This window comes from Granulicella sp. L56, from assembly GCF_009765835.1.
Classification (GTDB): Bacteria; Acidobacteriota; Terriglobia; order Terriglobales; family Acidobacteriaceae; genus Edaphobacter.
Window position 1 is genome coordinate 1,332,298 of sequence record NZ_LMUS01000006.1, and the last position, 19,259, is coordinate 1,351,556.

Here is a 19,259-nt window from a genome sequence, read left to right on the forward strand (position 1 = left end):
ACGCCACCTACGCCTTCACCGCCGGAAAGATCGTCACCCGCAATTCCGTCGATCCATAGGGAACCAGCGTCAGTTGCTCCATCGTCTGACTGACCTTGCTCGTGCTCAACTCCGGCAAGGGCGGCGTGAACTTCTGGGTCGAATTCTGCGGATTCGACTGCAACTCCCAGTCCTCGATCTTGCGGGCAAGAACGTTAAGCATGGTCGGTGGATTCTCCCACGGGTCTAGGTTCTCACTCGCCAGGTTCGGCTTCCGCGCGAAGTCGACACCCTTGGTCGGTTGCGCCGCATTCAATATCAGTCCGTAGTTCCAATCGCTGACCGGCGTTGCCTCCCAACTGGGATACTCCACCGTCGTGTACTTCTCCTCGACAATCGGCTTCCAGTTTGCTTTGATCGCCAAGGAGTAAACCAGAGGGCCATGCTCCAGCCCCACTCCGCCCTGCGGCCAATGCGTCACGGCCGTCCTCATCGGCAGCGTCAGCGTCAATACATCACCAGGCTTGAACGTACGCCGCAAAACCAGAAAGCCCTTCGTAGTTTGCTCGCCCATCGCAGCCACTCCATTCACCGTCAACCGCGGACTTTTGCACCACCCCGGAATTCGCAGCGATAGAGGAAATCTCACCGCCCGCCTCGCATAAATCGTAAAGCGAATCTCCTCTTCAAATGGATAGTTCGTTGTCTGCTCAATTTCCACTAGCTCGTTCTCCGCGCCCACATTGGCCTTCACCTTCGATGGCCCGTAGAGCACCGCTGCCAAGCCGCCATCCGCCGCCTGCATCCACATCCGGATCGCATAGTTGGGAAAGATGCGGTGCACATTCCCGCCGCAGCAGGCAATGCGCTTTCCAGGATTCGGCTGATAGGCCATCTTGAAACCTCCGCGCCCCTTCGGATGATGATCGGAGTTGAGCGTCGCCAGAAACTGATTCGGACAGGACATGTACTGTAGCGCCTTCCAATCCTTCTTGATCGCCCCCGGCGCGGCATTGAAGCTAGCCCGCTCAATGCGATCGGCCCACACCGAGTCGCCGGTGGCCATCAACTGGTAGCCCCACGACCATGTGTGGTCGGCGATGTCGCAGGTCTCGTGCAGGTCAAGCGAGGTGACTGTGCTATACCACTCCGAGGTCGATGGGATGCCGTCGATCAGCATGTGGTGATCGAAGATGCGCCGTTCGGCGGCCTCGGAGAACTTCAAATAATCCTCCTTGCCGGTATACAGATAGAGAATTGCCGGCAGCTTCATCGTCTCCGCATACGTCACCCCATGAGAGTTGATTGGCGTATCGGCATAAACGTGCATCGGGGACAAATCTCCTCGATCCTTATTGCCGGCGACCTTCATGTACTCCTGCCACGCATTCTCCGCGAGTGCGAGCAGACGCGCATCCCCCGTGCGTCCATAACACCAGAGGATCGATTCAACATTGGTAATGTTTCGCTCTGGAGTACCATACGAGGCCTTATCGTTCAGGTAATGCTTCCGCATCGCATCGACGATGCCTTTGCCGGTCTCTCCCATCATGGGCGAAGGCGCCTCAGCGCAGGCCGTCAGGCTGCGAAAGAAGACGGCCTGCGGCCAGCGGTGATCGTCGCCCGTCGGATCCTTGAAAAGCTGAGGGCCAAGATATCCATCCGTGTCCGCATGAGTCAGCGTGTAGCGGATCGTCGTCCACACCTGCTCCATCAGCGCCTCATCGTCCAGCACCATCGCCAGCCGCATTGCCCCATCGATCCAGTAGCCCTTCTGCTCCCACGGGAACCACGATTGCCCGGGCTTTATCGATTCATCCTTCTCTTCGCCAGCCCAGTAGGCGCCGGTAAACGGCCATGAAATTTGCGGGAGCTTTGACCCCAGCTGAGCCGCCTGCTTCTCCAGCATTCCGCGCAGCCATCCCTCCGGCCGCACCGCGCCGGGAGCCAACTCGCGCAGTCGTGCGTGAGGGGTCAGCTGCTCCCCGTCCAGCATCGAACCAGTACCCATCAGCATTGCGGAACTGATGATCGCGAGCCGCAGAAACTCGCGGCGACTCACTTCATTCGCTTCCACAGCAGCTTTGCTTTCCCCCACAATCTCCCTTTCTGTCCAGACCTTGGTCGTACTTTGCCCGTAATTGGTTGCCCTTCACAGCGACTGTAGGAATTGGGTTTAATGCAGAGAATCACCCGGGCGCTCAGGGTAGCCGGTGTCGTCGAGTATCTGGACGGCGGTGGCAGGGCCGTAGTGGGCCCAGTCCTGCATGACCCAGACAACCTTCTTATCGCGGGTTACTTCGACAAGTTGGGGACCGTGGTTGCTGCCGCCGCGGGAGCAGACGATGGTGTCGCCGTTGTCGAGGCGGGTAACGGACTGGGCGTTGCCGTACCAGTACTGCGGCGGGATGTCGTCCTTGGTGAGCTCCCAGACGGTCTCGCCCTTGGGGTTGACCTCGCGCTGGAGTACGGCCTGCTCGGAGGTAATGAGGGTATTGCCGTTCTTCAGGCGGATGGCGGCCCAGGGGTGGGGGATGTCGTAATGCCAGATTTCCTTGAAATCCTTGCCGTATTCGACGACACGGCCCATCGAGAGGAAGGAGGCGAGGTAGGTCCCCTGCGCGGTGATGCGCATGCGGCGGAACTGGGGATGGATGGTCTTGGGGTCAGTGGAACTGGGGGAGGGCAGTTGGTGATCGACCTCGACTGCTTTGGTGTGGATGTTGACGATGAGTAGGCGCGGGCCGGGCAGGCCGTTGAGGACGAACATGACTTTATCGAAGCCGATGGGCTGGCAGGTGTGAATCTCGGTTCCGCGCGGGGCGTCGTAGCGCCAGACTATTTTTTTGTCGGGGGTGATCTCGGCGATGTAGTACATGCGGGTGAAGAGAACGTTGCCGTTGGAGAGGATCCAGGAGTCGTCATACTCGTTGCCGCCGCCGGTGGAGTAGCTCCAGACGGTCTTGCCGTGGTTGATGAGGTACATCTTGTTGTAGCCTTCGCCGAAGTAGAGCATGGGACGCTGCGAGGCGCCTTTGTCGGGCAGGCCGATGGGGGCGGGATTTTTGGCGACGAGAGGGGCAACCGGCTCTTCTTCAGGGCCGAGGACTGGCACATTTGCTGCGCTGAAACGATGGAGTTGCTTGAGCAGAGGCTTGGTGTCCGAACCTGTGGTATGCACGACAGGCAGTGGCGAAGGATATGAATCCAGAATGGGCGCGGGAGGCGATGGGTGGGTGTTCGAACCACTCTGCGCCTGCGCGGGCAGAGCGAGAAGAGCAAGCAGGCCAAAGGAGGCGGCCGCGGTGAGGATTCGAACGGTCGATAGAGCAAATGTTTTTGGGAACATGAGGTTTTCCTCTCTAAATGCGGCGATATCGAATTCAGTTGATAGACGGTGTTGGTGCGCTTCAGCAGGCGCTCGGCATCGAGAAGCGCTACGAAGCTTTGCATGATGTAAGTAGCAAACCCGCTATCGACTAATCATGTTGTACTCAGCGTGCATTCCATCCGTATCGCCTTCGGCTACGGCAGCACTGCCGCGAAGATCGCATCCCGAAACAAGAATGTCTTTGGATGATTTTAATTTCAGAAGAGCGCGCGCACCTTTAGGGGCCTTGGTCTGGGACAACCACCCGCCATGGACGTCCTCCATCTGCACCATGGGTTCTCCCTCGATCGTAGACGTGGACTGTAAGCCATCGCAACGCAGATCTTGCACGTCATCAAACAGCAAAGTGGGGCGCCACTCTTCCACCGGCGCTGAGAACGAGACATTACGCACGGAAAGACCACGGACGTGCCGAACATACAAACCGCTTGCGGGCAGCCACCCAAACATACGCGCCTGAGGGTAATCGGCTGGGACCTCAGGGACCGGATGGGCAACCCACTCGAGCTTGCCCGGCATGATGGTTGCAATCCGGATATCCGAAAGGCGAACATCCTCTACATTCAAGCCCGGTAACCCGGTAATGGAACTGGTCAGGATTGCATCTGTGGCATGCAAGCCTTCAATGACAACACCACGCAGGCCGTTCTGTGGTGCAACGTTGTCCGTATGTCGCGTGCCTCGGCGAATACAAATGGGCGACCGCACACGCCGCATCTGGATCCCACTGATGACGACTCCGTCTACCCAGCCGCCATCAACGGCGCTCAGTTGGATGCCTGCGATCATGCGTGACGGCAAGGGCACATCGTCGTTGTAGATGACTGAGTTCGAGAAGGTAATGTTTTCAAAGCCACCGAACGTAGGCGTACCGAATTTGAAACCGTTACAGCAGCCGCTAAGAATACAGTTGGTGACAACGATATTCTTGGTCAAGCGAGCGGGTGCGCCGTTGAGCGGCTCGCTCTTAATGCAGATAGCATCGTCTCCGGTTTCTATAATGCAATCCGAGATCACCAGATCCTGGCAGCCGGTGGGATCTATACCGTCCGAATTGGGACTATAAACCGGATTATTAATAACAATCCCGCGGATCTGGACACGGTCGCAATTAAACGGCCTGAGAGTCCATCCCGGAGAGTTGCAGAGGAAGACGTCTGTAATACGAACATCGGTGCAGCTTTCGAATTCAACCATAGGCGAGGGACACTTCTTGCGAGTCCAATCGAGGTGGATGGCGTCGCTCCACACTTGGCTTTCCGGTACCGGTGGGCGGTCACGGTGTACCCAGAATGCCGAGCCCTGTCCGTCAATCTTGCCCGGCCCCGCCAGTCCCACGTTCTCTGCACCGTTAGCGTAAATAAGATGCTTTGGCTGGTAGTCATTGATGTCGCCGCTGCCGAGCAGCACAGCGCCTGCCTCGAGATAAAGCGTGACGTTGGATTTGAGGACGACGGTGCCGCAGAGATAAGTGCCTGGGCCCAGATACACAATACCTCCGCCGCCCGCCGTGCACGCGTCGATCGCACGCTGAACCGAGGGAGAATCCTTTGCACGACCGTCTCCAACCGCACCGAACGAACGGGGATCGAAAATGGCCGGACGTGTGCCATCACTTTTTAAAGGGGCCCCGTGTGCAACTCCCACCGTAGATGCCGCAAAACCGGCAATAGCCGAAAGCATTTCTCTGCGATTCATAAAGTTCTTAGGTCTCCTGGGCTTTTGACCCGGTGCTGCGCGGGACAAATGGTGAACTGCAAACTCTCACGACACAAGATGGAATTTGCGTTGCGCGTGCGTCAGTCTCCCAAATACTATGGAATTCGAGATTGAGACTGAACTTTGAGCGACGAAATTAAATTGCGCGGTTGCATCAGTTCAGCCTTCTCCCTTAGCAATGTTGAACTCTCCCCGAACGACACCTGCATTCACTTCGCCGGATATGTCAGCCAATTTTGCAGCGCCACGAATGTCACAACCTGAGATCAGGAGATTGGCTGACTGGTTCCCTTCAACTCTCGCCAAGGCGGTTGAATTCATAGGAGTGGCCGCACCAGAGATCCATACGTCGCGTGTGTTGGTCAGTAGAAGGGGCGGCACACCGCCAATCGCTGAGGTCGACCTAAATCTATCAAGATTCAGTTGACGGACGTCATCGAAGACCATGGTGTTGCGCCATTCGTGAGCGGGTGCGGTGAAGGTGACGTCTCTCAAACTCAAGCCGCGCACGTGCCGGCAGTATAGGCCGGACGCAGGCAGCCACCCGAACATGCGCGATTCAGGATATCCGGCGGGAACTTCGGGCACCGAGGGTTTGAGCCACTCCTTCTCTCCAGGCATAACGGTATCAACATGGAAATTAGCGAGCCTCACGTCCTCGACATCCATCCCGGGAATCCCCGTGATGGAACTTGTCAAAATAGCACCGGTGGCATGGACTCCATCGATCAGCACGCCTCGGAGACCTGCTTTGTCAGTGGCAAAACGATTGGCTCTATTTCCTCTTCGGATGAAGAGAGGCGCACGAGCGTCCTGAATCTGAATGCCGGAGATCACAAGACCATCGATCCATCCACCATCGACCATCTCAATGGCGATCCCGGCGATCATACGAGACGCAAGATCGGGATCGCTGCTGACGATGGTTGAGTTGGAAAAGGTGATGTTCTCAAAGCCACCCTGCGAAGCTGTTCCAATCTTGAAGGCGTTTGTACTGCTGGTCAGGATGCAATTGGTTACGGTGATATCTCGTGAAAGCCGCGGAGCTTCGCCGTAGGGATTCTCGCTCTTCAAACAAATTGCATCGTCGCCTGTGTCGATGAGACAGTCCGAGATGGTCACCTGCTGGCAGCCAGTCAAGTCGATGCCGTCGGTGTTGGGGCCTATCGCCGGATTCTTGATAATAATTCCGTGAATGAACACTCGGGTGCAATTGATCGGACGGAGCGTCCAGCCAGATGCACCCACAATTTCGATCGACTCGAGGCGCAGGTTGGTGCAGTTAATCAATTCGATCATCGGGGAGATTCTGGCGTGGGGCTTCCAGTCAAAGTGCCGCCTGTCGGTCCACTTCTGCGAATCCGGCACGGGTTTCCGATTCGATGGCACCCAAAAGCTTCGCCCCTGCCCATCGATCTTTCCAGGCCCAACCACGCTCACGTTCTCGATATCGCGTGCATAAATCAGGTGCCCCTGTCCTGCGTCAGAGTTCGGATCAGGCCCAGGCTTCGGTGTATATTGCTTCACATTCGTGCTGCCTAGAATGACTGCTCCCGCCTCTAAGTAGAGAGTGACGTTACTTTTCAGCTCTACCGTACCGCACAGGTACTTGCCAGGCGAACAGTAAACGACACCGCCTCCCGCTTTGCTACAGGTATCAATGGCCGCATTGATCGCAGGCGAATCCAAGGTCTTCCCGTCACCGATTGCTCCAAATTGACGCGGACTAAAAACGCTGTTGGCCAGATTGCTTTGTGGGCTGTTCCTCTGGTCGGCTGCATAAACGTGTCCGATCGGAAACGTGGTTGAAGCGGCGATCAGGGTGAGCGCTTCTCTACGATTCATTCAATTCCTTTCATAGCTATAACTACGGTTGTCAATTCCAGTACAACTTCACAATTCAATCCAACGAGCTTCCACTCCGCGACAATCTCGCTGCTACAAGACCTAAGTGAAGATGGGTGCCTCCGGCGGAGCTACGAAAAGGCCACGTCTTTCTGGATTAATCAGACGAAGACTACTGCATCGTCAGCTTCCATTGCTGCGTGCTATTGCCGTTGGGAGTGAACTGCACCACCTGGGTATTGGTGCTCTCGGTGTTAGGAGGCACGTTATCGTCATCCAAAGCCTCACCGCTTTGGGTGCTGATCACCTTGTAGTAGTCATTGCCGAGGTTGGTGATCGTCCACTTCTGCTGAATCTGCCCATTCAGCGTCGATTGCAGCAGTCCGAATGGCGACAGGTTTGAGCTGGAGTTATCCAGCGCGCACCCGCTCTTTTGGCTCACGATCGTGTAGATGTTGGTGCCAACCGAGGTCAATTGCCACTTCTGTGAGGACGTCTCCGGAAGGTTGATCGGCCATTGGATCACCGGGTTGTCGCAGGTCGTTACGTTGCCATTGTCCATGGCCAGATCGTTATGCTGACTGGCGAAACTGTAAATCCCGCCGGAAACGAGACCAAAGTTCAGACCGCTCACGTTGGTCCCGACGTCGATCTTCGATGAGTAATTGCTGCTCGTTATGGTCGTCCCATCGATCGACACATCCTGCAAGGTGACGTTGGAAACGGTGCCAGCCGAATTCGTACCCTGAATTTTGCTTGCAAATCCGCGGCTGTCATCCACTGTGACCCGGGACAAACTAACGTTGTCTACGGGCCCATCTCCGCCGCCCAGTGTCCAGATCACAATAGGAGCCACGAGGAATTCTCCCGATGAGGACGATCCTTCGAGGTTTTCCATGTGGATGTCGTTGAAGTGGATGCCGCTATAACCGGCCGTCCCCTCGTCATGGGATACGCTCACCGCCCGTTGCCCTGCGACAACCTGGATGTTGCTGAATACGATGTTGCTCGCGGTGCCCTTTGCCTGAACGCCCACCTTGGTACCGTCACCCTCCCAGCTATAGCCCACGTCGTTGCTGTAGGTGACGTTGCTGACTGGGTTGGTATCGCCAGCCTTCGCGTCGAAGGTGTCGTCGCCCGTTACACCCAGGCAGTTGTCGATGGTGGCATTGTTGGTGGAAACGATGTCGTAGCCATCGCTGTGGACCCATTTGAAATCGTCCAGCATCTTCACGTTCTGGATCGTCACATTCTGCTCATCGCCAATATCGAAGGTCCAGGTGGTCGCATCCTTGACGGTGATGCCGATAATCTTGAGTCCATTGGGTCGATTTCCATTGCTGTCTGCGCCGCTCTGAATAATTCCTTTGCGATAATTGCCAAAACCATTGATGGAGCCCCCCGTACTCGACGGCGTCACCAATACGGTGGAATTGGCATCGATCACGCCTCTGCCCGTGAAGGCGACATTGTTGACTGCGCCGGTAATGACGAAGTTCTGCGGCCCCTGTTCCGGCTGACCGTTCTGCAGCGTGCCGCTGGTATTCCAGGTGTAATCGTTGCGGTTGGACGAGCCGTGGATGAACGCACCCGCCGCCAGATACATCGTGACATTGCTCTTCATCTGAATGTTGTTGGAGATCTCGTAGACACCCGCCGGGAAGTAAATGGTGCCTCCGCCGCTGGAACTCACGGTATCGATCGCATTTTGAATGGTGGTATTCAGCAGCGTGTCGCCAGTCTTATCCGCGTTGTAGGGTGGGGCGGTGATGTCGTACACATTGCCGCCGATAGTCGGAATATTAGTCTCCTGCGGATCGCCCGCAATCACCATCGGCTCCAGCGCTCCGGAGGCAGTGCTGACATTGATAATCAAGTAGGTAGACTGGCCTTGAGTGACCGAAAGCGTTAGATGCGAGCCGCTTACGCTTCCTGTGATTCCAAAATCATGCGGGCTGATGTTATAGCTCGTGATCGCCGCGCCGTTTCTGGTCGACAGGACAAACGTAGTCGTGCCTTCAAAGGCGAGATGACCGAAGCTGTAGCGGCCGCCGTAATAGGCCGTGACCGGGATCGTTGTACTGTCGGCCTTCAAGGTGTAGGTGCCGCTCGCACCGTCATAGGGCGCCGCCGGATACGCCAGCATATAGGTAGCTGCAGCATGGGCCTGAAGCTGTATCGTGGCGATGACCAACAAGACGGTCGCGGCCTTGGTCAATCCGCTTAGAAATTTTGTTCCAACCGTATAGTGAAATAGACGCATTGCACCTCCTTAGATTGGCTACCTGAATCGATCTGTTGCCTCTTTGCTTGCGAGGGGGAAAAGCGGGCTTGCTTGCTCAACGCTCTCGATGCGGTGGCCAGTGGCTCCCGCAATCGCCGTTCACCGTAGAAAGCCGAGGTACCCGGAATACCGCGCCTAAACGTTCCAAGTGAGATAAGCCTCCTTCGGTAGATCGGTAAATACTTGTGCGTCGAAAATAACGATCGCAGCGCAGTCCAGCTATACGAAAGTAACGATGTTCTGCGCTGCGATTGAGACGTGTCATTGGGCTTGGCTCAGAATTCGATACGGGCCGAAAGCTGCGCCTGACGCGGATTGTTGTTTTGCGTCGTCGGAGTGCCGAAGTTGGAGCTGCCCAGCGTGGTGACGATATTGCCGAACTGCACAAAATTAGTCACGTTATATAGGTCAGCCTGCAGGTTCAGCTTCGTCTTTTCGGAGAGGTGCAGAGGAAAGCTTCGCCGCAGACTGATATCCATACCGAAGAAGCCAGGCCCGGTGAGACCATACGCTGCCGTGCGAGGAGCATTGCCAAACGTGTATGCCGGCATGTACGCCGAGTTGGCCAGAGTCGGTGAAATGAATGGCCCAGTAGGAGCGACCGTTGCACTGCCAACACTTGGCGCTATGTTCGGGCCGAAGCCGCTCCAGTGCTTCGTAATACGCGCGCTGCCGGTAAACGCCGGATTCAGGGTTGGCATACATGTCGCCTGCGCGGGGTTAGTCTGACACGAGGTGGCCGTGATAGCGAGCGGCGAACCGGAATAGATCTGCACGATTTGCGAGAACTCGAAGCCGCCAAACAAAGCTCGCGTCCAGGCGTGCTCGCCACCGAAACTACCGCTGCCGAAGGGAAGATGCTCCACTCCGGTAAAGACAAAGTGGTGGGCCTGGTTGGTTACGGATACGGTACGCTCGATGGCATCTGCCGCATACGAACGACCTGTGTTGGAGTACGCTGCCGGGATTGCGTAACCGGTACGGAACGTGCCGCCGTCGTCGATTGAGCGCCCCCATGTGTAACTCGTCATGATCGTCACGCCACGCGAGACGCGCAGGTTTGCAACAGTTTGGAGCCCGTTATAATGCGCATTGGAAACCTGGCCATAGTTGTCGCTGACGGCGTATTGCGGGAATGGTTTTAGAGCAACCGAAAGTTGCTGCGAGGTATTGAACCAGGCCGGAACCGCGGCTCCAGACTGCTGGACTGCAGTCTGGCAATTGACCCCGGCGGCGTTCTTGGTGGTGGCCAGCTTCGAGACAGCGGTGGTAAGACAGGGCCCAAGGTTCAGATATTTTGGATCCAGTTGATCGGACCAGTAACCACGCGCGTTGCCGCCATCGGACATTAGAAAATGCGCCTGCGAGCCGACATAGCTTATCGAGGTTGTGAAAGCGTTAGTCCACTGGTGTTGTAAGCCAAACGTGTAGTTGATGAACTGCGGTGCCCGGCCACCGTAGTAGGGGTCGCCGTAGGTGGCAGACGAGGGCGAGCCTGTATAGCCGGGGGTCTTCGTGTAACCCGTGCCAAATTGCGGGCCAGAGGCAATCCCGGCGGCAGGAGCATAGGCCGGTACACCAGAATCAAGCGGAGCCGTAGTGAGGTAGGTGCTCGAGTTCGCACTAAAGTTCGGCGAGGCCGAGAACCCAAGTGTTTTCGTGCCTTGAGCCGACGCAGACGAGCCGGCCACGCCGTTCCCGTGCGAATAGACCACATCATAGCTTGCGCGTACGACAGTCTGCGGATCGATCTGGTACGCCAATCCAAGACGGGGACCGATGTTCTTAAAATAATTTTTAACCGGAGTGTCGCAGTTACAGGTGCCTGCTCCATGGCCCGCGAAGTTGAGCGCCCCGCCAACACCGGTCACTGGATTCAGTAGGTTGGGGTCGAAGTAACTCATCTGATCGTGAGCTTCTTTGTATGTGGGATAAAAGTCATAGCGCAAACCCAGATCAAGCGTAAGCTTGTCGCTAACCCGCCACGTATCCTGAATATAAGGGGACATTGGCCGAAATTGGGCATGAGTCGAATTGATCAGATTCTGCGTGAAGCTTACATTGTCGGGCTGTCCAAGCAGAAAGCTGGCGTAGCCTGCGCCGGTCGAGCCAATGAGTGAGCCATTGCTTAGGATGCCTGCCGTTTCCGTAACCGCGTTGCTGATGGTCACCGGCGTGGATCCCCCCGAAGCTGAGGTGTAGTTGTACCCCAACCAACTGATCATTCCGCCGAGTGTCAGAGAGTGCTTGCCGAGTGTCCATTGCACGTTATCGAGCAGTTCGTATGAGTTCGCGATTCCAATGACAGCGTTATAGCCCGCGAAGGCGGTCGGCGCGTCGACGCCGCTGAACTTCACATTCGGGAATGATCCCGCAGCCTGGCCCGCAGGGGCTCCGTTATAGCCGTAAGCCGTCGCCGCATATTGCGGAGTCTGGTTTGCGTTGTAGTCCAGAGAGGCGTACCGAGCGAAGCCGGCGTTGAATTGATTGATTACATGAGGGCTGAATTCATGGGTCTCTTCGATGACCCCCACGTATGTCTTCGGCGCGTAGGCCTGCCCATAGTTATAGGGCTGTGGGCCTTGATTGTTCGTTGTACTGGTCGAGCCAACCGGACTATTACTCACCTGCCGGCCGTAAGCGCCGGTTAGGGTCAGCACATCCTTTGCAGAGGCGATGAAATCGATACGGTGCGTCGTAGAATAGTTGTTTAGCCCCTTCAAGTTAGGAGCGACGAAGTTGTTGGTGGGATTGGTGTTGATCAACTGCGAATTGGGAAGGCCTGCCTGCAACGCCAGCGCGACCTGACTCATCTCGCTCGTCGGGATCACGTCAATGGGCTGGCCATTGACTACCTGGGCGCTGGTTTGACCCGCACCGTGCGTGTAGCCATATCGGTACCGGCATTGATACCCGTAGAACGCCGTACAACCACCTTGCGTATTCGGGTCATAAATGGGCGCAATGCCTTGGAAGTTACCTTGCTGTTCGGCCACGGATGGGTAACTCTGGATGATCGGGTGGGTAGAGGAGCTGCGGAATCCAGTGTAATTGCCGAAGTAGAACAGCTTTTCACGCCAGGATCCGAACGGAAGCAAGGGGCCGCCAATATCGATACCGAATTCGCTTTGATGTTCAATCGGCTTTTGCGGGAGACCCGTGTATGGATTATTGCCCTTAACAAAGCCCCACGAATCGAGCGCGGTGTTGCGGAAAAACTCGTACACGGAGCCGTGGAATGCATTGCCACCCTGCTTCACGTTGTAGTTCTGCACGCCCTCGCCCTCATACATAGCCGAGTAGCCCGAGGTCTGCACCTGAAATTGACCTACGGCATCCACCGAGATCGCCGACCAAACAAATCGTGGGTCGCCTTCGCCAGATATATTCGTGAACGGCACACCATTGACGTAGATCGCAATTGCGCCGCCGCGCGCCCCAACACCGTTCACAAGGCCCGAGTTGGTTGTCGTTCCGCCGCTGGTCTGATTGCCCTGTACGCCAGGCAGCAAATATGCGAAATCGGTCGCGCGGCGCTGGTCCTGTGAACCGAACGCACCCATTTCAACGGGAAGGGCGGAGTACATATCCCCTTCAAGGGTACTGCCCAGCGTGGCGTTTGTTGTTTGCAGTTGTGGCGGCGCGGTGGAGACAGTCACAGTCTGGGAGCTCGAGCCGATCGTCAACTTCGGACTATATGTTGTCGTTTCTAAAGCATTCACATTGACGTTTTGTTGCTGCTGGATCTGAAAGCCCTGGGCTTCCACCTTGATTGTGTAGTCACCGGGATCTAGTGTGGGAAACGTATAGTCGCCTGCATCGGTCGAGTTCATCGTCACGCTGACACCTGTGGCCGTGTTGGTAACGGTGATCTTCGCTTTTGGGATTACTGCGCCTGTTGAGTCTTGAATGTTTCCACTGACCGCACCCTTCCCGGCCAATTGCGCAAGCATGGCCGTCCCCGGCAGCAAACAGGCGAAGACTATGAGTTGTAGTAGAGGACGAACAAAAAACCGGCGGATTCGACCGCTCATAATGAATTTCTGTGTAGCAACTTGCATGAAACCTCCCTGAAATGTATGGCATCCGGTTGCCTTTGGCGAACGCGGCGAAGCACTAGATAGTGACGAGCCTTGATACGCTATCTCAGGAACGTGGTAACGTGTGACACAGTTTCTTACCGTAAGAAATCGCGCTAAACCATTGTTTCTATTGCTCTAATGCCCTGCATTGCTCTGCCCGGACGACAGGGTATAATTCTGGCGTGTTCAAAGAGCCCCCCTTGGATGATCGAAGCGACCTGCCTGCCCGTGGCCGGGAAGAGGATCCGCTAGCACCAGCGCTCGTTCGAGAAGAGCTGCACCGCATCCTGACCAGTCGACATTTCCGAACCAGCCGGCGAGGTAAGGAGTTCCTCCAATATGTTGTCGATCAGAAGATCGGCGGTAACGACGAGTTGCTCAAGGAACGGCTCATTGGGATACAAATCTTCGGGCGAAAGCCGGACTACCCCACCGGCGAGGATCCGGTCGTCCGCGTACAAGCTGGCGACGTACGGAGACGTCTGGAGAGCTACCACGCCGACCCCGATGTTCAATCAGAGATCCTCATCCAAATTCCGATTGGATCGTATGCGCCTGTCTTTCTATTAAGGAGAGGCCGCCGACCCTACGAGACGTCGCCCGGAACCATAGCCCCGCCGGCACCTGCCAAAACTGAAGCTTCAGGAGCCACCGACGCATCTTCGACGGAGGCCAACAGGACGAATGGGTCAAGTCCCACCGAGCCCCTGTCAGTCCCATCCAATCCGTTGCCTGCATTGGAATGGCGCGACCGTCAGCCGGAGGCCGCACTCAGCTCTGCAAGAAAGCGCGGAAGTTGGCGCGACACCAACCGTTGGCTTCTGACAATACTCGCTCTCGCCTGCGTTGCCCTCGCGGTTTACCTCGTCATCCCGTATACCCACAAATCTCCTGCACGGACCCTGAAAGCTTTCTGGTTGCCTGCTTCCCTATCAACAAAGCCCGTATTGATTTGTTTATCCCGGCCGATCGTTTACAGGCCTTCCGAGATGCTATATGACAAGTACGAAGCGTTACACCCTAACGCTTTCGATACCCGCGAAGCACGTCGTGATCAGATTCTTCCGCTCGCCCCCACCGACACCATCCAGTGGGGCGATATGGTTGCGGTTCGCAATTCTGGCCCCGGCATCGGATCAATCATTGCTGCTGTGAACGTCGGCAAGCTGCTCGCCCAGCAGGGCATCCCGTTCGAATTGCGGTTTGGAGAAGAGGCCACTTACGTTGACATGCTGAACTCTCCTGTAGTGATCGTGGGAGGCATCAATACCGCCTGGGCAACACAGCTGACCTCAGGATCGGATTTTGTTTTCGATGAAACACGCGGGGCGCCGAACATCCATGAGACGGCGGGCGCGAAGCGTGTTTGGAAGATGGAAAGTAAGGACGGCAACATCACCCGGGATTACGGCTTGATTACGCGGCAATTGTCAGGAAAAGCCGGCCAATTTCTGGTGCAGGTCGCAGGTATTTCTCATTTCGGAACCGCAGCCGCAAGTGAATTCCTGGCCAACGAGAAGGAATTGACCAACGCGCTGCATTCAGAATCGATTGATCTCCGGAAACAGAACTTTCAAATCGTTGTCTCAACCGACGTCATGGCTGGAAGGGCCGGGCCACCTCGTGTTGTGGCTGTCAGTAGTTGGTAATTCGCAACAATAAAAGGTACAAAAGGCCATTCGATACCGGTCAGTGACATGGCTGTCATTGATAGTAGAATCCGTCCATGAATGTCGTCCTGTGCACGCGACTCTTGCCGCCGTAGCACTTTTCGCAATCTCTGCTCTTTCCGCCCAGAATCTCACAGAGAATGTTCCGGAGCCTCCATCGCGGACCCTGGCTCCGGTTGCCAACCAGTCTGCCATGGTCAAGGAGCGCTATGCTCGTTTCACGGTGCTGACACCGGAACTGATTAGGATGGAGTGGGCTGAAGATAACCAGTTCGAGGACCATCCTTCCTTGATCTTCCTGAACCGCAACTTGCCCGTGCCACCGTTTAGCATGACGCAAAAGGGTGGAACGCTCACGATCCATACCGGCAAATTGCAATTGGTTTACTCCTAGCGAGCAAAGCCACTGGCTTCACACCGGGCAATCTGGCAATCACGCTAACGATGAATGGTAGGCCTGTCGTTTGCATCCGGGTATACCCTCTACCGGCAATCTCGAGGGCACGACGCAACCCTGGACGGCGCGACGGGAGCCGAGCACCTGAAAGAACCGATCGGGCCGGGGCTCATCTCACGCGACGGATGGGTTGTGGTTGACGACTCCGGCGCGCTCTTCGACTCTTCTAACTTCGACTTCAGCCACGGCGATCCCATGAGCCAACCATGGGTACTTCCGCGACCATCCGGCACACGCGAGGACCTGTACTTCTTCGGCTACGGTCACGACTACAAGCAGGCGCTGGGCGATTATGTACGCGTCGCCGGCCGCATCCCGCTGCCCCCGCGCTATGCCTTTGGAGCCTGGTGGTCCCGCTATTGGGCCTACAGTGATCAGGAACTGCGCGACCTCGTCACCGGCTTCCATGAGGATAATGTACCGCTAGATGTGCTGGTGATCGACATGGACTGGCATAAGACCTTCGGCCGCCACTTCGAGATGAAGGATGCTTCGGGACATCGCAGGGGCTGGAGCGGATATTCCTGGGACACGGCGCTCTTCCCGGACCCCAAGGATTTCCTGTCCGAGTTGCATGAAGAAGGCCTGAAGGTAACGCTGGATCTTCATCCGGCCAGCGGCGTGCAGCCATGGGAAGATGCCTATCCGGAGTTCGCACGCAACATGGGAATCGATCCTGCGACCAAGCAATACATCCCATTCGATCTGACCAATCGCAAGTTTGCGAAGAACTATATCGATCTGCTGCATCATCCGTTGGAAGCGCAGGGAGTGGACTTCTGGTGGCTCGACTGGCAGCAGCAGAACAACACGAAGACGGCTGGAGTGAACCCGACGTGGTGGTTGAACTACATTCACTTTACCGACCAGGAGCATGAGGACAAGCGCCCCCTGCTGTTCCATCGCTGGGGCGGCCTCGGCAACCATCGCTACCAGATCGGCTTCTCCGGAGACACGGTCTCCACCTGGGACTCTTTGGCATTTCAGCCATGGTTCACAGCCACCGCGGCCAATGTAGGTTATGCCTTCTGGTCACATGACATAGGAAGCCACATGCCCGGCGTGGTCGCGCCGGAGCTCTACACGCGCTGGATCCAGTTCGGTATCTTCAGTCCTATTCTGCGCACGCACACTACCAAGAACGCTGAGTCCGAGCGCCGCATCTGGGCTTATCCGGAACCGTACAGCGACATCATGCGTACCGACTTCCAGCTTCGCTATGCCATGGAACCGTACATATGCCTCTTTACTAATGCCGATATAGCTGGTAGTGCTGAAACGGCTGCCGATTTCAGTCAGTATCTCTTCCAGCCTGCCGGCACTGATGACGGTCCGGAAGAGACCGACCATCGTGAGGTATCCATCGCGGATGCGATGGAGCAGGATCATGTACCGGACTAAATCTGTATAGCTTTGCTGCCAGAACGGTTCCTTGCCCTTGCCCCAGATCGACGTGATGATGGATGCAATGTTCAACGCCTGCGCATAGGCGTCGAGCGAGTTGTTTAGCGGGTTGTAGCGAATATTGCCGTCGAGCGAGACCTCGACATAATCTTGTTCCCGTCCACACCATTTAAGGATGCGCTGAAGCTGACGGCAGAGATCGCCTTTGACTTCGAGCACGATGCCGGAGAGTCTGCGTGCGGGATCATCGGCGCGATACGCGAATAGCTGGCGCATGGCTGGCAGGATCAACCCATAGGTCTTCCCACTCCCGATTGAACCAAACGAAGCGATGCCGGTGTAGAGGCCGCGCTCGGGTATAGAAAGCCACTGCGGAGTTGGGCTTGGCTTCGGCACGAGCTGGCGATGGACCTCCCCGAGTACCAGGGAAAGTTCTGTCCGGATATGCGGATCGGGATATGGAGGCAGGAATCCGACTGCCAGTTCCTTCTCACTCCTATATAGATGGACATATAACAGAGAGAAGATCATGGAGCAGAGCAGAAATGGCGTCGAATACAGGAAGAGGCTAAAGCTCCAGACGACGGCGTGAAAAACCGGAGGCCGCTGTAGTGCGATCAAACGGAGCAGAGGATTCGTTGCGTCGATCGGAAACATACCATTCAGGACGATGCCGCAGGCTATGCTCAACCCCAGCGAGAGCAGGATGCGGTACTCGACCAGCGGGCGAATGAGTTTTTGGAGATGCGGGTGTTGACGCACGATGGGTATGCCTCCTCTAAGCGTGGACTGCCGAAGTATCAGGCTTCGATGCGGTTTCGTCTGAGGGTTTGATCGGCGTTGGCGCGGATTTCGTGCCGCTGGTAGTCTGCGCCGCAGTCGGAGTGAGACTGGCTTTGTACTTCAGGAAGTCCTCTTCCTGTGTCAGCGCGAAGCGGAGCAGTTCGTTGACGATGTATTTGCGGTCATTGCTCGACCAGGAGGCCAGCAGATCGATGTCCTGCGAGATGGTGTCCTCAATGTTGGTCTTGAGCAGAACGAGGTTGACCTTGCTGGCTCCGTGTTCGATTCTGAATTTACTCATCGGCGGTTTCCTCTCTGGCCGCGGTTGCGGCCTTTCTTGTACTTGTTTCGGGCCAACTTAGGTACCGGCTAAGGTCCATATCAAGTACTCACTTTGGCCAGGTCAGGTACAAGCTTTGGGCCGGATGAGGTACCGAACTTAGACCTGACTCGGTACCAGATTTGAGTCAATGGCGTGCCGGGGGTGGGAGTGACCAGCGCGGCGGAGCCGACGCGGAAGTGCGGAGCACTGGGGTCGCTCCCACCCCCGGCACATACCCCTCCCTGACCCCACCTACTTGCGCAACTCCTTGTATTTGCATGACTAAACCTCTTCCTCTTGTGTCTGCTCGCGTGTCTGCTGACGTGTCTGTTCACCCTGCTGCGATGGCTTGGTCTGCCGGAGGCTGTAGATGGGATAGCTGTACGGAAGGACACGGGTGGTGAAGCTGACACGCGGGGAGTTCTGCAAAAATCGCTGCCGGATCCTGTCGGCGTTAGTGCTCTTGATCTCCCATGCCGCCTGAAGCGCCCTGTGTTCCAGTGACGTATAAAGATGCTCTCCCTCGCGCAGCACCTCGAGATCGCGGGCAGTGCTGACGCTGCCTTTGGTGTCATACCGCTGGCTGGCGGCAAGGTATTCGAGAAAGTGATCGACACCGAGAGGCGTCATGGACGTAACACCACGCAAGCGGTCCGGAGGAAGAAAGCGGTTGAAGGAAGCCTTCGCCCGCGCCGAGTTGCTCTCTGTATCGGCGAGATAGATGAGTTCAAACTCACCGAGCGCCTCGAACAGCGGCTGGTACTGTTCGAGATAGCGTTCGAAGCGCGTGGCAGTGACCTGGCCTTCGTCGAAGAAGGTAAAGCGCGGGATGCCGGTATTGGAGACGAGGATGGGGAACCCATCGGAGAAGTACATCAACCGCCCGGCGTAGCTTCGGGGCAACAACTCGGAACGGATGCCGCATTGGGTGGTGAAAAAATCGATCTTGCTGGCCTCATCTTCGAGCAGGTTGGTGTTTAAATTTGCGAGGATGAAGTCGAACACCATGAGCCGTGACTTAATGTGTGCGTCGCCCTTGATACGGCGGTTCTGGGAATCGCGGCGACCCAATGCGGTATAGACCGGCTTCGAGGTCAGGTGATAGATATGGTGACCCCGGCCACACTCGATCACGCGGATGTGACGAAGGCGCGTCGCTTTTTCGAGAAAGCGTGTAGACAGAGCACCGCTCTCCCACTTCACAAAGTGACGGAACTGGCGACTCAGGAAATAACCGGAGTGAACGGCTATGAGATACAGGAAAGATGCCTCGCGTTCTAGATAGCCGACCGATTCGAGAGATGTTATTGGATCGTAATCCAT

12 protein-coding genes are annotated in these 19,259 nt (G+C 56.3%); 3 read left to right on the forward strand and 9 right to left on the reverse strand.

What is annotated here, in order from left to right; genetic code table 11:
* Positions 1–7: 7 nt before the first annotated feature.
* From GSQ81_RS13460 to GSQ81_RS13490, 7 genes are all read right to left on the reverse strand, one after another.
* Entirely contained in the window at positions 8–2,056 is a 2,049-nt protein-coding gene (locus GSQ81_RS13460; protein WP_216846435.1) for a beta-L-arabinofuranosidase domain-containing protein, read from the reverse strand.
* Positions 2,057–2,155: 99 nt separating this feature from the next.
* Complete coding sequence (locus tag GSQ81_RS13465; protein WP_158911220.1) at positions 2,156–3,328, reverse strand: hypothetical protein; 1,173 nt, start codon at positions 3,326–3,328, stop codon at positions 2,156–2,158.
* Between the two features lie 123 nt (positions 3,329–3,451).
* On the reverse strand, positions 3,452–5,068 hold the full coding sequence (locus GSQ81_RS13470; protein ID WP_158911221.1) for a glycoside hydrolase family 28 protein: 1,617 nt from the start codon (positions 5,066–5,068) through the stop codon (positions 3,452–3,454).
* Positions 5,069–5,248: 180 nt separating this feature from the next.
* Positions 5,249–6,934 carry a glycoside hydrolase family 28 protein gene (locus tag GSQ81_RS13475; protein WP_158911222.1) on the reverse strand — a complete coding sequence of 562 codons (1,686 nt, stop codon included), beginning with the start codon at positions 6,932–6,934 and terminating at the stop codon, positions 5,249–5,251.
* A gap of 172 nt (positions 6,935–7,106) precedes the next feature.
* On the reverse strand, positions 7,107–9,197 hold the full coding sequence (locus GSQ81_RS13480; protein ID WP_158911223.1) for an RICIN domain-containing protein: 2,091 nt from the start codon (positions 9,195–9,197) through the stop codon (positions 7,107–7,109).
* A gap of 296 nt (positions 9,198–9,493) precedes the next feature.
* A complete protein-coding gene (locus tag GSQ81_RS13485; RefSeq protein ID WP_158911224.1) occupies positions 9,494–13,279 on the reverse strand; it encodes a TonB-dependent receptor in 3,786 nt (1,261 codons plus the stop codon).
* Between the two features lie 269 nt (positions 13,280–13,548).
* On the reverse strand, positions 13,549–13,815 hold the full coding sequence (locus GSQ81_RS13490; protein WP_158911225.1) for a hypothetical protein: 267 nt from the start codon (positions 13,813–13,815) through the stop codon (positions 13,549–13,551).
* 474 nt (positions 13,816–14,289) lie between these two features.
* On the opposite strand from GSQ81_RS13490, the gene GSQ81_RS13495 reads away from it, so the two are divergent.
* The 3 genes from GSQ81_RS13495 to GSQ81_RS13505 all read left to right on the forward strand — a co-directional run bounded on the left by GSQ81_RS13495 (position 14,290) and on the right by GSQ81_RS13505 (position 16,828).
* Positions 14,290–14,949: a hypothetical protein gene (locus GSQ81_RS13495; RefSeq protein ID WP_158911226.1), complete on the forward strand. Its 660-nt coding sequence runs from the start codon at positions 14,290–14,292 to the stop codon at positions 14,947–14,949.
* Between the two features lie 91 nt (positions 14,950–15,040).
* On the forward strand, positions 15,041–15,364 hold the full coding sequence (locus tag GSQ81_RS13500) for an alpha-glucosidase domain-containing protein (protein ID WP_158911227.1): 324 nt from the start codon (positions 15,041–15,043) through the stop codon (positions 15,362–15,364).
* A 54-nt stretch (positions 15,365–15,418) separates the two neighbouring features.
* Entirely contained in the window at positions 15,419–16,828 is a 1,410-nt protein-coding gene (locus GSQ81_RS13505) for a TIM-barrel domain-containing protein (RefSeq protein ID WP_158911228.1), read from the forward strand.
* Positions 16,829–17,609: 781 nt separating this feature from the next.
* Here the strand turns inward: GSQ81_RS13505 and GSQ81_RS13510 are convergent.
* Positions 17,610–17,915 carry a hypothetical protein gene (locus GSQ81_RS13510; protein ID WP_158911229.1) on the reverse strand — a complete coding sequence of 102 codons (306 nt, stop codon included), beginning with the start codon at positions 17,913–17,915 and terminating at the stop codon, positions 17,610–17,612.
* A gap of 303 nt (positions 17,916–18,218) precedes the next feature.
* On the reverse strand, positions 18,219–19,259 hold the full coding sequence (locus tag GSQ81_RS13515) for a hypothetical protein (RefSeq protein WP_158911230.1): 1,041 nt from the start codon (positions 19,257–19,259) through the stop codon (positions 18,219–18,221).